This is a genomic window from Prevotella sp. HMSC073D09 (genome assembly GCF_001814145.1).
Lineage (GTDB): Bacteria > Bacteroidota > Bacteroidia > Bacteroidales > Bacteroidaceae > Prevotella > Prevotella conceptionensis.
The window spans coordinates 32228-48963 of record NZ_KV815113.1 but is presented as its reverse complement, the minus strand read 5'-3'; the positions used below and the strand labels follow the sequence as shown (position 1 = coordinate 48963).

General features: G+C 48.4%; 7 protein-coding genes. 6 read left to right on the top strand and 1 reads right to left on the bottom strand.

Going from position 1 to position 16736, the window contains the following annotated elements:
- Positions 1 to 733: 733 nt before the first annotated feature.
- The 4 genes from HMPREF2955_RS10095 to HMPREF2955_RS10080 all read left to right on the top strand — a co-directional run bounded on the left by HMPREF2955_RS10095 (position 734) and on the right by HMPREF2955_RS10080 (position 5695).
- The gene (locus tag HMPREF2955_RS10095) at positions 734 to 2671 is read left to right on the top strand and encodes a PKD domain-containing protein (RefSeq protein WP_070723208.1); all 1938 of its coding nucleotides are present in this window, start codon (positions 734 to 736) and stop codon (positions 2669 to 2671) included.
- Between the two features lie 369 nt (positions 2672 to 3040).
- On the top strand, positions 3041 to 4339 hold the full coding sequence (xseA, locus tag HMPREF2955_RS10090; RefSeq protein WP_070723205.1) for an exodeoxyribonuclease VII large subunit: 1299 nt from the start codon (positions 3041 to 3043) through the stop codon (positions 4337 to 4339).
- Positions 4340 to 4530: 191 nt separating this feature from the next.
- Positions 4531 to 4728 (top strand): exodeoxyribonuclease VII small subunit, encoded by a 198-nt coding sequence (xseB, locus tag HMPREF2955_RS10085; RefSeq protein WP_009231850.1) that lies wholly within the window; start codon positions 4531 to 4533, stop codon positions 4726 to 4728.
- A 160-nt stretch (positions 4729 to 4888) separates the two neighbouring features.
- Positions 4889 to 5695 carry an NERD domain-containing protein gene (locus tag HMPREF2955_RS10080; protein WP_070723202.1) on the top strand — a complete coding sequence of 269 codons (807 nt, stop codon included), beginning with the start codon at positions 4889 to 4891 and terminating at the stop codon, positions 5693 to 5695.
- Between the two features lie 892 nt (positions 5696 to 6587).
- On the opposite strand, the gene HMPREF2955_RS10070 is transcribed toward HMPREF2955_RS10080, so the two are convergent.
- Positions 6588 to 7826 carry a reverse transcriptase family protein gene (locus HMPREF2955_RS10070; RefSeq protein WP_070723196.1) on the bottom strand — a complete coding sequence of 413 codons (1239 nt, stop codon included), beginning with the start codon at positions 7824 to 7826 and terminating at the stop codon, positions 6588 to 6590.
- Between the two features lie 431 nt (positions 7827 to 8257).
- Between HMPREF2955_RS10070 and ruvA the strand changes: the two genes are divergently transcribed.
- Both ruvA and sprA read left to right on the top strand, forming a co-directional pair.
- On the top strand, positions 8258 to 8875 hold the full coding sequence (ruvA, locus tag HMPREF2955_RS10065) for a Holliday junction branch migration protein RuvA (RefSeq protein ID WP_070723195.1): 618 nt from the start codon (positions 8258 to 8260) through the stop codon (positions 8873 to 8875).
- 44 nt (positions 8876 to 8919) lie between these two features.
- Positions 8920 to 16614, top strand: a complete 7695-nt coding sequence (gene sprA / locus HMPREF2955_RS10060) for a T9SS outer membrane translocon Sov/SprA (RefSeq protein WP_070723224.1) — start codon at positions 8920 to 8922, stop codon at positions 16612 to 16614.
- Positions 16615 to 16736 lie beyond the last annotated feature (122 nt).

Genomic DNA, 16736 nt, shown 5'->3' with positions numbered 1-16736 from the left:
GAAGTATCAATACGGCGAATTTTGGATGCTTACAATATATTGACTCGTATGTTTACCACACCGCAAAGCATATTCGTCTTTGTCCTTGCCATACACCACCTTATATCTCACTTCCAGTATGGCCGGTTCAATCACATGTGTAGCTTGAGCCCACAAACTAATGGGTAGGCCACACAACAATACTTTAATCAACATTGTTTTCATTGTCTCAGATAATTAAAAAATGTGTTGGGGAGAGCTTTCTACAACGCCAGTCTGTTTAAGAAGACATTACGTCATTAACTTTTTATTTAGACAATTGAGAGCGTATCGACAGGCACTAAGAACCCATTGATTGTAATTCACTTCAACACAAATGTGGTGTATGGCGAAGGTTTGTCAAGGTAAATTCCGTGTGCCATAAACTCATTGATGCTTAAGTTGAATACCGCAAATTTAAGTAAAATAAAAGCAACAACAAAGATAATCACAAATTATTTTTTAGATGAACAGGAAGCGATGGACATAACTTAGAATATTTGACAAGCGGCCTAATGAACCAATTGGGGCTTAACTTGCCCTCAACATTTCAAGAACAACTAATGCAAGTGTTGCTGGCGTGCCCTTCTTCCTCACACCTTTCGCACAGCTATAAAACCAACAAAACGTGTTATTTTATTGGCTTAAAACATATTATTGTGTATATTTGCAACACGAAAGCAATATTTTGATTACAAATTAAAACCTCGACATAATGAAAAGAACGCTACTCCTCTTACTCTGTTGCCTGTGTTTCGTGGCATACGGACAGTCGTTACAAGCCAATTTCTATGCCTTAGGAGGAACTACACCCTATTATCGCATGGGGTGGGACTCGGTTGAAGAAGCCAATCAGTGGAAATACTTCGCCCTTAACAACACTGCCACGTGGCAATTATACGAACAACCAAGCTGGAAAGGGCTGAAACCCTTCTCATACTTCAATCCCAACAGCAAGTTCTCGCTAGGAATTAGCTACTCCAACAAAAAGCAAAAGGAGACTGCCCAATCGCCCCAAATAACCATCAAACCCAACAGCACGTGCAGCTTTTACGCCTGTTTCAGTCCTGGGCTATTGGTCTTTGCCAAATGGAAACTACTTATCACCGATGTAGACACAAAGGAAACGACAGAATTACTGGATGCGTTCAAATGGTCGCAAGACAATGCTTTCGACGGTCCCAATTGGAACAAGTTCAACATCAAGCTATCTGCCTACGCCCAAAAGAAGGTACAATTCTCCTTCGTCTATGAGGGTTCAGGTGGCGAAGACGTGTTTATCGACGGATTTGAAGTATCGCAAAACGATGAGAACGCCACCTCCATCCACGTCGTTGAAGGCGAAGAAGTGGCGTTTTACAATTCGTCCACAGGCAAGGTTACGTCTTATAACTGGAAGTTTGAGGGCGGAACACCGAATGTTTCCACCGACAAGAACCCCAAAGTTATATACGCAAAGGCCGGAACTTACCCCGTAACGCTGACCGTTAGCAATGGTACAGAAGAGCATACCTTTACACGCGAGGCCTATGTAAACGTGACGAAGAAGGCTCCGCAAGCCTTTATCGGGGTAGAACCCGGTGGTTATCTCTCGCCATTTGTTGGCCGTTTCATCGCCTTGGGCTCGTCGCTCACATTCAAAGACCTCTCCAAGAACAACCCCACCCAATGGCAATGGTCGTTCAATGGGGCAAACATCGAGCAGAGCAACGAGCAAAACCCCACCGTAACCTACAACAAACAAGGCGTGTTCAGCGTGGGATTACGTGCAACCAACGATGCCGGAACCAGCAAAGACGCGCTAGTAAACTACATACAAGTGGGTGGACAGCAGCACATTTGGAACATAACGCCCGAAGAAAACCCCAACATCAACGTAATTGAGCTGGGATTTTATGGCTTCTACGCAGGCTCTAACTGGCTAGGTATGTCTAAGTTTGCCGAACATTTCGATGCACCACAGGCTAAGGCCGAAGTGAAAAGTGTTGACGTTTACTTCGGGTCTACGGTCACGGTTAGCCCCAATGCCGAAGTCAGCGTATCTCTGGCACTGGCCGACGACAAGGGTATGCCGGGTCAAGTACTCGCCACTTCCACGCTAAAAGCGTCTGAATTGGTTTACGACAACAACACAATAAAGCCAACCATCTTCACCTTCAACACGCCCGCAACGGTAGAGAAGGAGTTTTTCGTTGTAATTGGCGGACTGCCCAACAACGATGAGGGCAACAAATCGGACAAGATTGCCATCCTTTGCCTGCGTAGACAAGCGAAAGAAAAATCCACAACATACCATCTCTTGGCCGACGAAGACGGCAACAACAAGCCCACAGGCACCTATACATGGTATCGCAACGACGACGAACCCTTGTCGATGGCCGTTTGTCCATTGCTATCTTACGACCTTTCCACAACAGCCCTATCGCGCAATGAGGCCAATGCGGGCGAAACGCCATTGCGTTTCGACGGAACCAACCTACTCGCCGCCGCCGATTACGATGCCATTGAGGTGTACGCCATGCACGGTGCACGTGTATTATCGGCAACAAAGCCACCCCACGTGCTATCACTACGCCATCTGCCTGCTGGAGTCTACGTTGTGAAAGCCACTAGGGGCAAGGTGCAAGACACGCTCAAAGTGGTGAAGGAATAAGTAGTGGGTAGTAAAGGAGTAAGGTAGTAAGTAATAAGGTAATAAGTAATAAGGAGTAAGTAATAAGTAGTAAGTGGTAAGTAGCAAGTAGCAAGGTGTAAGTAGTAGGCAGTGTGTAGTAAGGAGTAGGTATTAAGGAGTAAAAGAGTAAGTAAGTGCACTTACCACTTATGCCTCACCGCTTACCATCTTACCACCCTACTACTTACCACTTACTACTTACTCCTTACTCCTTATTACTTACTACTTACCACTTACTCCCCCCATTTAAGCAAATTATATTTTGTCATTACCACCATTTACCTTAACTTTGCATCATGTAAAGAGCCGCCAACCGAAAGGCTCGCCACGCCATTACATCCCAAACCCATGCGCAAAGAAACCCTAACACTGTACGAACTGAACCAAATGGTGCGCGATGCGCTCGCCATCACCATGCCCGACGAATATTGGGTAGAGGCCGAAATCTCTGAAATGAGGGAGGTTCGCGGCCACTGTTACATGGAGTTGGTGCAGAAAGATGCGGCAGGAAACACGCCCGTGGCCAAGGCATCGGCCAAGTGTTGGAAGAACAAATGGGCGTTTTTGCGCCCCCACTTCGAACGCAACGCCAACCAAATACTACGCGCAGGACTGAAAGTAAGGCTCTTGGTGTACGCCGATTTCCATGAAGCATACGGTTTTTCGTGGATTGTGGCCGACATAGACCCCACTTACACGCTGGGCGACATGGCGCGCAAGCGGCTCGAAATTGCGCGTACACTGAAACAACAAGGCGTATTCGACCTGCAAAAAGACTTTCGCTTGCCGCTATTTGCGCAGCGTGTGGCCGTTATTTCTAGCGAACAAGCGGCTGGTTACGGCGATTTCTGTCGTCATCTGCACGAAAACGAATGGCATTTGCATTTCTCGGTACAGCTTTTTGCCGCCACCATGCAGGGCGAAGGCGTTGAAAGGAGCGTCATTGCAGCCCTCAACGCCATCAACGAGCGCATAAATAGCTTTGATGTGGTGGTTATCATCCGCGGCGGAGGGGCCACCAGCGACCTCAGTGGCTTTGACAGCCTGCCATTGGCCGAGAATGTGGCCAACTTCCCCCTACCAATCATCACCGGCATCGGGCACGACCGCGACGAAAGTGTACTAGATATGGTTTCTTTCCGCCGTGTAAAAACGCCCACTGCTGCAGCCGCTTTTCTGGTAGAACACCTCGCAGAAACCTACCAACGCATTCTCGATGCACAAGAAGAGATGGTACACCTAGTGCAAAGGCGCATGGAATTGGAGCGCATCCAACTGGCCCGACTTACCGAAAAGGTGCCGATGTTGTTTTCGTTGGTGCGTACAAGGCAAGAGAAAAGGCTCGAAAACATGGCCCTGCGCATGCAAAACACCATAGCAACCACCTTGCAACGGCAAGACTTGCGCCTGCAACGGCTGACACTTGCCCTGCCAACCCACGCCGAACGCCTGCTTACAAAGGCCGCTCATCGCCTCGAACTGCTGCAACAAGCCGTCAAGTCGCACGACCCCATCTTACAGCTTAGCAAGGGTTACAGCATCACCACGCGTGGCGGAAAGGTGGTACGCAACGCCAACGACTTGCAAAAGGGCGATGTTATCGTTACCCAACTGCAAAAAGATAAGGTGAAATCTGTTGTTGAATAAGGATTTGAGTTTGGAAGTTTGTGAGTTTGTGAGTTGTTGAGTTTATGAGTTTGGAAGTGAATTAGTAAGTTTGCTAACCCTATAAACCCATTACGCTCAACAACCAATAAGCTTATAAAGCCAAACACTCATAAACTTAATAACTCACAAACTCAACAACTCATAAACTCAAAAACTCAAAAACTCAAATTATGGCTAAACAAGAAATAAAATACGAAGAGGCTGTGGCACAACTAGAAGCTATTGTTCGCCGAATGGAAACAGGCGAACTCAACCTCGACTCGCTTGCCGATGAACTGAAAAAGGCTCAGAAACTTATCAAGATGTGCAAAGACAAATTGACTAAGACCGACGAGGAAATAAAGAAGATGCTGGAAGAAGAGGGTTAGCCCTCTTTTAAGGATCTAAGTACATGGTTGTTTTTGACTCGTTTTCAACTGATTATGAATATTAGCGTTGAAATTGTCTTGACTGTAACCTTTCTGACCGAAGACAAGATTGAGAGAAAAGTCAAGGTGACTTCTATATAAAATTGAGATGAGATAATTCATGCAGTCGTTTTTATCCATACTTCCACTTGTTATCATCATCGGCCTTTTTTTCCTCGGATGGTGGTACAACTCTCCAAAACAGAAAGGCAAATGGGGAGAACAGAGAGTAAATGACATTCTTTCTCGTCTGCCAAAAGAATATCATGTATTAGGTGACATTGTGTTGAAAACAAAAAGAGGTACAACACAAATCGACCACATTGTTGTTAGTAAGTATGGTGTCATTGCTATCGAGACCAAAAACTATCGAGGCGATATATACGGAGATGACAACCGAAAGGAATGGACGCAGCTTATAGTCACTAGAGTTACTTTTGCGAAAAGATGGTGGAAAACATATACATACGTTACAAAAAAGCATTTCTATAACCCAGTTAAACAATCCATAGGTCATGCTCTTAAAATTAAAGGGCTGCTCAACGCTTATCCACATGTTAAGATTATTCCTATTGTCGTGTTTACAGGCGAGGCCGTATTAAAGAACATTAAGAGTAATCATCATGTCATTTACGAAGACTGTCTCTTGGAGCTGATAAGTGGATATAAGGCGACATACCTGACAGATAATGATGTTCAAACCATACTTACAATACTTAATGAAAACAATATAAGAGAGAGCGTAAGCGACAGAGAACATGTTAAGAACATTCAGACGGCAGTAAGAGAAGTTAATGAAACTATCAAATGTGGTGTCTGTCCGAAGTGTAACGGCCATCTTGTAGAGCGGCGAGGTAAATACGGCACTTTCTATGGGTGCTCAAATTATCCACAATGTAGATTCACTGTAAGACGAAAGCGTGAATGATTTTTAAATCTTAATCTGTTTACATGTTATTGAAGTCAAGACGACTTCAAACTCAATAACTCATAACCTCACAACCTCACGAACTAAAAAGAATACAAGATATTTTACAAAACACAGCCTACTTATCGCTTCCTTCTAGCAAAAATAGCACTCAAAAGCATGCTATTTGGCAGAAATTTCGGCCTTTTGCATTTTGTTTTAAGTCCATTTTTGAGCATAACTTGGGCAATTTGCACCACTTTGCCTTTCTAGTTGCTCGCCAGTTCTCAAATTTTCGCCACCCAAAAAACGGCTTTTAGTGGTTAAAACGTCAACTTTTAAGTGCTTTTTCTCACCAAAACAACATCAATTTTGTCAATAGTAGACCAATAAACCCAACATACAATATGCAAGATTATGCACTTTACTTTGCATTTTGTTGCATTTCACCTTGCATTTAGCGGCATTTTGCATTGCGTTTTGATTCTAATTGCACTGCGTTTTGGTGCTAATTGCACTGCGTTTTGGTGCTAATTGCGGTGCAATTTGCAGCAAATTGCACCTTTTTTGTCGTGAATTACCCTCCATTCTGCATAATTACGCATTTTTATACGGAAAATTGGCTTGCTTAACCTTACAGGCTAATGCCAATTTTCAGCCCCAAAAAACCTCCGCGAGAATTGAGAATTTGCCACCGAGTGGGCAATTGGTGAATGGCGAGGGCACTCTCGATGTTAAAATTTACACCGAAAACTTTACGCTCTCCCCAAAAAACAAGATGTGTTTAACAACTAACAAGGTAAAGACAGGCATAAGGCATTTCGCGCTATGAAGTACAAATCTTAGCAATCCTTATGCCCGATGAGGGTTAAAACGCTGCTGATTAACGCGTGCAACAACCAATAAAAAGACATTAAGCCAACAAGTTGCAAGCCAGCAAACCCGCTAACGTAAGCGCCACAAAGAGTGCCACAACACCCGCGCAACCCTTTCGTTGCGGTTCGCCAAGATAATCGTTGGTGCTAGAAGGTTCAGGCCTATGCGCGTTAGTGCCGTAAACACCCCTCCTGCGCTTTGGAACATCCCTCTGCATCAGTTGGTTATATTTGTTCCAAAGTTTAAGGTATGTGGGGTCTGTTTCGCCCTTCACCATCTTCATATAGTTCAGTCGGCCGCGCAAAACCGCATACAAGGTGAGGTATTCACCATGTCCCCTAGTCTTACCATACTGCTCACGATAACCGCGCAAGGCTGCTTTGGCAGTCTCCCAATAGCCATATCGCTCCCACATATACAACAAGCTACGTATCTGCCGTGCATATTCGCGCGCTACGTTAACCTTATGGCTCACCACAACGCCCGTAACCTGCTGTCTCCGTCCACGTCTTTGCAGTCGTGTTTTGCGGTCGTTCAGCCTAAATCCGTACTTCTCAACAATGCCAGAAACCTGCAAATAAAAACTTCCCGTTGGGCGCAGCACATCCTTGTCGCTGCTAAACGACATGTCATCGGCATAGCGCGAGTAGGTTGCCCCTATGCGTTGGGCGGCGGCAGCCAGTTCTTCGTCCATCTTTCTGCACACCATATTCGAGAGCGTTGGCGAAGTGGGAAATCCCTGCGGCAAAACATCGCCCTGCGGTTCGGCAGCTGTGCAGAGGCCCGAAAGCAGTCTAGCGGCCTCGGTAGAGCACTTTAAAGGCTCTGCCAACAAAACATCTTCCACCATTTGTCGCGTAATGGAGGGGAAGAAATCTTTGATGTCGATGTTCAGGATGTAGCGTTTGCCCACATGCTGTTGGGCATTTTGCACCACCGAACGCCCCCTAACAAAGCCGTAACACCAAGTTGTGGGTTGGTAATACTGCTGCAACAAGGCATTAAAGCCCTTTAATATGTACAACAAACTCTGATGGGGAGCCACGATAGCACGCGTTCCGCCGTGCTTTTTGTGCATGCGGTAGCGTTTTGCTCGGCGGTTGTCTTTACTGGTATCTGCGAAGCAAAGCATCTGGTTTCGCCTGAAACCGGCAGGCACACCAATATTGCTGGCCAAGGTATTAAGAACATTGGTCAGCTCGTCGGCCGAGTATATGTATTGCAATTGGTTGCCTATTAGTGCTTTTAGGTTTACATCTCTATCAGTTCGGGCCATGCTATCTAGGGTTATATCGTAAAAATATAGGAATGCCGTAGAAGTTTACTTTATGGTAAAACCCATTTACCATAAACGATACTTTGTATCAAACTCTGACGAATACATCAGAAACTACCTCTAAATTTCTTCGGCTATTCCTATACGTTGGCAAAGATAAACATTTCTTTTTATACTACAAGCGTTGCGTTATATGGTTTATGATTTATTTACATTTTGGCATATACGCTGCAATTTCACTTCACAAAAAAGGCGCAAATGATGTAAGCAGAATTGGGAACCTTGATTAGCAGCATGATATTGGCTTGTGCAAAGGCACTTACGCCCCTTTCTTTCGCCTGCAAATGCAGTTTTTTATGCGCACACACAATAATGCGCAACGAGAGTCGTTATATAATAACGTATACGTACACATATAAAAAACATCATTAATGATTGAATATATCAAGGGCGACTTGGCCGAACTTACCCCAGCCATGGCTGTGATTGAGGCGGCCGGAGTGGGCTATGCGCTCAACATATCGCTGAATACATACACCACCATTCAAGGTAAAGACAAGGTAAAACTGTTTGTTCACGAGGCATTGGTAACGGGCGGGCGCGACGATTCGTACACGTTTTATGGGTTCGCCACGCGTCAAGAGCGCGAACTTTATCGCTTGCTTATCAGCGTTTCGGGCGTTGGAGCCAATTCGGCACGCATGATTCTTTCGGGAATGTCGCCCGCCGAACTGTGCAACGTCATTGCCGCCGGCGACGACAAGATGCTGAAAACCGTTAAAGGCATTGGCGCAAAGACGGCGCAACGCATGATCGTAGACCTGAAAGACAAGATTGTTACAAGCGGAGTGGCCCAAGAATTGTCGGTACCCACAAACGCAAACGCCACGGTTATGAACACAGCCGTGAAGGACGAGGCCGTGGGCGCACTTACCATGTTGGGCTTTGCGCCGGCAGCATCGGCCAAAGTGGTGGTTGAAATACTGAAAGAACAACCCGAACTGCCCGTTGAACAGGTGGTGAAAGCGGCGTTGAAAATGATAAAGTGACCCTGAAAGGCGTGCTGCGAAGTAAGAAAATAAAAAGGACGTTGATGGTGGCGCTCGTCATTTGCTTGACGGGTTATGCCCTCGCTTTGCCCTTTGTGCAAGACAACAGAGGGCGAAGGCAAAACAACCGCACGCAAAGAAACGCCAACACTGCTCCTGCAAGAAACGCCAACACGCCCCAAAACAACACGCCTCAACGCGACGTGGAACGCCCCACCCTACCCGAAGACGAGCAACCGGAAGACACAACGCTGGTGATTGACAACGAAGACGCACCCGAAACACAAACCAACGACACCCCCCAAACGGCCACTGCAACACCGCTTTGGCGCGTGCAGCCCACTACGCCCACCACTTATGGCGACCTATGGCAAAACGCAATGGACCTGAAACGTCCTGACAACATGAAACAGGGGGTGGAATATAACGACACGCTTGACCGTTACCTGCTTGGAACGAAATGGGGAAGGACGTATCTGGGAACGCCTATCATGATGACACCCGACGAATATCGGCGTTGGAGCGAACGACAAGCACGTAACAGCTTTTTCAGGAAAAAGAACGACGAGATATACAAGGCGAAAGGCAAAGAGAAGTTCGACTTTACCGACATGCACTTCGACTTAGGTCCTGCCGAAAAGATATTCGGACCTGGCGGCGTGCGCATCAAAACGCAAGGTTCGGCAGAAATTCGTTTCGGTGCTACGCTTAAAAACATCGACAACCCGTCTATACCCATCCGAAATCGCAAGACTACGACGATGAACTTCGACGAGAAGATTAACATCAACATGAACGGAAAGGTGGGAGATAAGGTGAACATGAACCTAAACTACAACACCGATGCCACCTTCGACTTTGATGCGCAGAGCCTTAAACTGAAATACGACGGTAAGGAAGACGAGATTATAAAGCTTGTTGAGGCTGGCAACGTGAGTTTTCCGGCCAACTCATCGCTCATCAAGGGGGCTAGTTCGCTCTTCGGCATACGTACCGATTTGCAGTTTGGTAAGCTGAAATTGCAACTCGTGGCCTCGCAAAAGAAATCGTCGTCGAAAAGCGTTTCTTCGCGCGGAGGCGTGCAACTAACGCCTTTCGAGTTGGATGCAGCCAACTACGAAGAAAACCGACACTTCTTTCTTTCGCACTATTTCCGCGACAAGTACGACGAGTGGATGGCCTCGTTACCCACCGTTAAGAGTGGCGTCAGCATCAATCGCGTGGAGGTTTGGGTAACAAACAAGACAGGAACAACCACCAACACCCGCAATATCGTGGCCCTTACCGACCTTGGCGAGGTGAGCCACATCTCTAATCCGCTGTGGGGCGCATCGGGATTGGTGCCTGCCAACAACGCCAACTCCGAATATCCGGCGATGGTTAGCACATACGTTGCAGCCCGCAACATCGACCAAACGTCGACAACACTCGACGGAATAGCGGGTTTCGTGGGCGGAAACGACTACGAAAAACTTCAAAACGCACGACTACTTCAACCCTCCGAGTACACCGTTAACACCACGATGGGCTATATTTCGCTAAGGCAAGGCCTGCAAACAGACCAGGTTTTGGCCGTGGCCTACGAGTACACTTACGGCGGAAACACCTATCAAGTGGGCGAATTTGCTGCCGACAACACCGACACCAATCAGGCTTTGTTCGTTAAATCGCTCAAAAACACCAGTAACAACCCGCGGCAAGGCAACTGGCATTTGATGATGAAGAACGTGTATTATCTGGCAACTTCGGTTGAGAAAGAGCGTTTCCGTCTAGACATCAAGTATCAAAGCGATACCACAGGTGTTTACCTTACTTACATTCCCGAAACGCAAGTAAAAGACCAACCCTTGATTAGGGTGATGGGTGCAGACCGACTTGACAACAACAATAAGGTGCATGCCAACGGCTATTTCGACTTCGTTGAAGGCTATACCATAAGCAACGGGCGCGTGTTCTTGCCCAAGACACAGCCTTTCGGCAAGCACCTGTACAACTATCTTCGGGCCAAGGGCGTGCCAGATGCCGTTGCTCGCAGCTACACTTACGACCAATTGTACGACTCGACCAAGACCATTGCCAAACAAATTGCCGAGAAAAACAAGTTTATTCTTACCGGACAATTCCGCGGAACCAGTGCCAACGTCATCTCACTTGGCGCATACAACGTGCCGCAAGGTTCGGTTGTGGTCACGGCTGGCGGCGTTAGGCTCACCGAAGGCGTAGATTACACCGTGGATTATTACGCCGGCGAAGTAACCATCCTTAACCAAAGCATCTTGGATGCAGGCACAGCGGTGAACGTATCGCTAGAAAGCAACACCGACTATGGCCAACAACGCAAAACGATGTTTGGCCTAAACTGGGAGTATAACTTCTCGAAAGACCTGCAACTAAGCGGTACCTTGCAGCACCTGACAGAGCAAGCACTGACCACGAAGGTGAATATGGGTGCCGAACCGCTGAACAATACCCTATGGGGACTGAACCTTAATTGGAAGAAAGAAAGCCAATGGCTTACCAATTTGCTCGACAAGATACCCTTCTTGCACGTCACTCAGCCCTCGCAGATTAGCTTTACGGGCGAGTTTGCCCACCTCATAGCGGGCCGTAACAAGGGAACGCAAGACAATGCCTCGTATCTCGACGACTTTGAAACCACAAAAAGCTCGCTCGATGTTAGCACACCCACCTCGTGGACGCTGGCCAGCACGCCCTCGATGTTTGCCGAACACAACGACAAAGCCACGCTTAACAGCGGATTTAACCGCAGTCGACTGGCTTGGTACACCATAGATCCGCTGTTCACTCGAAGAAGTAGCTCGCTAACGCCCTCGCATATCAAGGGCGACCTGCAACAATTGTCCAACCATTACGTGCGCGAAGTGCCCGTAAGAGAGCTTTTTCCCAAACGCGACCAAAACAGTTATGGCGGCGTTTCAACCCTATCGGTGCTCAATTTGGCCTTCTATCCGGCCGAAAGAGGACCTTACAACTTCAATCCCGACCTTAATCCCGACGGTACACTCGATAATCCCGACAAGCGTTGGGGCGGTATGATGCGCAAACTTGACACAAACGACTTTGAGGCTGCCAACATCGAGTACATCGAATTCTGGATGCTCGACCCCTTTATCTATTCTAACCGCCAGCCCAACGCCAACGACTATGGCGGCGACTTCTACCTCAACCTGGGCGAAGTGAGCGAAGACGTGCTGCGCGACGGCAAGAAATTTTACGAAAGCGGCATGCCTGTCGACGGCTCACAAAGCTTTGTTACCACCCAATGGGGTAAGATACCCACCCAAGCCACCACAACTTACGCCTTCGCAACATCACGTGGAGCGAGGGCATTGCAAGACGTTGGCTTTAACGGATTGAACGATAACGAGGAGCGTTCGTTCCCCGCTTACCAGTCGTTCCTTAACGCGGTAAGGGGCAGGGTGAATGCTGCCGTATTCGATTCGATACAGGCCGACCCCGCCAACGACAACTACCACTACTTCCGCGGCTCTGATTACGACCGTGCCGAACTGCCCATCTTGCAACGATACAAACGCATAAACAACCCCCAAGGCAACTCGCCCGACAGCGATCAACGCAGCGAAAGCTACGACACATCGTACAAGTCTACACCCGATGTGGAAGACATCAACCAAGACTATACGCTCAACGAATACGAAAAATACTACCAATACCACGTATCGCTGCGCCCACAAGACATGGTGGTGGGCCGTAACTTCATCGTAGACAAGCGCGAGGCATCTGCATCCTTGCGTAATGGCACCAACGAAAACGTTACTTGGTATCAGTTCCGCATCCCCGTTCGCGAATACGAAAAGCGGTTCGGTTCTATCTCCGACTTTTCTAGCATCCGTTTCATGCGTATGTTCCTCACGGGCTTTAAGCGTCCCATCGTTTTACGTTTCGGTTCGCTCGACCTTGTACGGGGCGAATGGCGTAGTTACGAACAAAACCTTAGCAATACGGCCTCACAAACAGGAAAGATGTCGGTTAGTGCCGTAAGCTACGAAGAAAACAGCGACAAAACGCCCGTAAACTATATCCTTCCGCCTGGAATAGAGCGCGGAGCCGACCCCAACCAGCCGCAAATGGTGGAGAACAACGAGCAGGCACTGAGCCTTGTTGTGGACAATCTGGGGCAGGGCGAAGCAAAAGCCGTGTACAAAAACACCACTATCGACCTGCGACAATATCGTCGGTTGCAGATGTTTGTGCATGCCAACGCCCTCGAACCCAATGCCACAGCCTTGGCCAACGGCGAATTGTCGGTGTTCATCCGCCTTGGTAGCGACTACAAAAACAACTTCTACGAATACGACATTCCCCTATCGCTCACGCCTGCACGCCGCTATAACGACCGCTTGTGGGCAGATAGTCGTGCTGTTTGGCCCGAAGAAAACATGCTCGACATTGCACTCAGCGTGTTTACCAACTTAAAGAAGGCACGCAATAAGGCACGTGCCACGGGATTAGCCTCGTTTACTTCGCTATACAGTGCCTACGATGTTGATAAACCCAAGAACAAGGTCAGCATCATGGGAAACCCCACTTTGGGCGAAGTAAAGACTATTATCATCGGCGTACGCAACAATGCCGCCACGCAAAAGAGCGGCGAAGTATGGGTGAACGAACTGCGATTGAAAGAATACGAGAACGAAGGCGGATGGGCTGCACAAGGAAACCTTAACGTGCAACTATCCGATTTCGGAACCCTTAACCTGCAAGGACGATACGTTTCAGAAGGTTTCGGCGGACTGGAAGACGGCGTTGCCGACCGCGCCAAAGACAACTTTAAGGCTTACAGCGTAACAACAAACCTCGAATTGGGCAAGTTCTTCCCCGAAAAAGCCAAGGTCTCGGCCCCGCTTTACTACTCGCGAACACAAGAAGAAAGCAGCCCGAAGTACAATCCACTCGACACCGACTTGCGCCTTAAAGATGCTCTCGATGCAGCAAACCGCCAAGAACGCGACTCAATTAAGAGCATTGCCATACGGCGTACCACCAATACAAACTTCTCGTTGTCTAATGTTCGCATCGGCATACAGAACAAACGCCACCCCATGCCCTACGACCCGGCCAACTTCTCGTTCTCGTACAGCAACTCTTCGCGTTTCACTAGCGGTGAAACAACCGTCTACGAACGCGAAAACAACTGGCGTGCCGCAATGGCATACAATTGGACTCCCGTGTACAAACCCCTCGAACCATTTAAGAATATTAAAAGCAAGAGCAAGTGGTTAGACATTCTTAAACGGTTCGGACTGAACTGGCTGCCTCAAAATCTCTCGTTTAACTCCGACATCAACCGCAGTTATTACGAACTGCAAGAGCGCGACATGGAGAGCAAGGGCGGCGACCGCTTACCGCTAACCTTTAATTCGCAATTCCTTTGGAACCGCGACTTTGCCATCCGTTGGGACCTAACGCGCAACCTGCACGCCAATTTCCAAAGTGCCACACACGCCGAAGTGGAACAACCCTACACACCCGTCAACAAAGATCTGTACGCCGAACGCTACCAAGCCTGGAAAGATTCGGTGTGGAACAGCATACGAAACTTCGGTACGCCGCTAGATTACAACCAGTCGTTCACGCTCTCCTATCAACCGCCGCTCAACCTGCTGCCCATCTTCAATTGGGTTAATGCCGACCTCACCTATAACGCCACCTACCGTTGGGTTCGCGGTACACAACTCGAAGACGGTTCTTCGTTGGGCAACACCATTGCCAACAACCGCGACCTCAACCTCAACGGAACGTTCGACCTCGTGCGCCTTTACAACCAAATACCTTTCCTTAAAAAGGCCAACGAACGCTTTAACCGCGAGCCAAACACTGCCGAACTGAACCGAAAACGCGAAGAAAGGCAGGCCGAACAGCGGAGAAAGGCACAAGAACGCAAGGCTATGGAGGCCCGAATGAAAGGTAAAGGCGTTATGCCCGATGGTCAAAAGATTGATAATAACGAGACTTTGGCGCAACAGCAACGCAACGAATTGCCCAAAAACCGCAACAGTTTTGAGCAAGAAATAACCCTCATGCCCGACTCAACCCTCATCATCAGCCACAACAAACGCTCGAAACGACTGATGGTTACGGCACGAACAGAAGACGGCAAACGTTTCCCACTGAAGTTTAAAACCAGTGGCGAGAACAGCATACGCATACTGACCAAGGTAGACTCGGCACTAAGGCTGAAACTAACCGTAACTCCGCGGCAGCCACAAGAAAAGCAATCGTGGTATGAAACGGCGCAAACCGTGGCGCGCGTGCTGATGATGGTGCGCAACGTAAGCATCTCTTACCGCAACCAATACGCCATATCGCTACCCGGTTTCATGCCGCGCATTGGCGACGCATTCGGTCAGGCGCGCCTTCCCTCCGCCCTTTCGCCCGGCTTAGACTTTGCTTTTGGACTTACAGACGACTCTTACATCAATAAGGCACGCAACATGGGATGGTTGCTCGACAACGACTCTATCGCCACACCTGCCGCAACTACCAAGACCGAAGACCTGCAACTGCGCATGACACTCGAACCTGTGCGCAACTTAAAGATAGACCTGCACGCCTCGCGAACGCAAACCACGGCGCGAAACATCCAATATATGTACGCCGGAACACCCACAACACAAAACGGAACGTTTATGATGACCACCATATCTATACGTAGTGCGTTTGAGGGAATGGGTTCGGCGGCCAACGGATACCGCAGTGCATCGTTCGAAAGGTTCTGCAATGCCCTCGATGCCTTCCGCAATCGTGTGGAATCGCAATACGTAGGGGCACGCTATCCCGCAGGAACAAGTATGGCAGGTGCGGTGTTTAATCCGGCCAACGGAGCAGTAGACCGATACAGTTCGGACGTAATGATACCCGCTTTCCTCAACACTTTCACGGCGATGGGCGGCTCTTCGCTCAACATCTTCCCAACATTGGCCCGCCTGCTGCCCAACTGGACCCTCCGTTATAGCGGTTTAGGCAAGCTGCCTTGGCTGCGCGACCACTTCAAAAGCGTAAACATCAACCACGGCTACAAGAGCATTTATGCCGTTGGTGCCTACGCATCGTACAACACCTTCGTGGAATACATGAACGGGTTGGGCTTCATCAGCGACGTTACAACGGGCAATCCCCTTCCGCGAAGTCTGTACAACGTGGCCAATGTAAGCATAAACGAGGCTTTCTCGCCACTGCTTGGCGTAGACATGACCTTTAACAACAACCTCACCGCCAAGGTTGAATATCGCTCAACGCGCGTGCTGAACCTCAGCATGACAAGTGTTCAGATAAACGAGGCCGTCAGTCGCGACTGGGTTGTGGGTATGGGCTATCGCATCAACAACTTTAAACTCTTTGGCATGCGTGCGCCACGCGCCAAGAAGACAAAGACTAAGCGCACCGACACCAACGAAAACACAGCCACAAGCAGCAGTTCGCAGGGCAACCCCAACCACGATTTAAACATGCGCCTCGACCTAAGTTACAGGTCGCAAGCTAGCATCAGTCGCGACATTGCCACGCGAACAAGTGCCGCAAGCAGCGGCAACACGGCCATTAAGATTAGTTTCTCGGCCGACTACACGCTCTCGCGCCTGCTCACCATGAGCTTTTTCTACGACCGACAAACCAATACGCCCCTATTAAGCAGCAATAGCTACCCCACTACAACGCAAGACTTCGGCCTAAGCCTTAAATTCTCGCTCACCAGATAAAGGTCATAAACTTTGGGCTTAGCTTTGGCAGACCGATACTTACGCAAAGGCATCAACACAGACATGAAAACAGCTTATGTGTTCATGAGTTTATAAATTCATTAGCTTGCAAGTTAATGAGT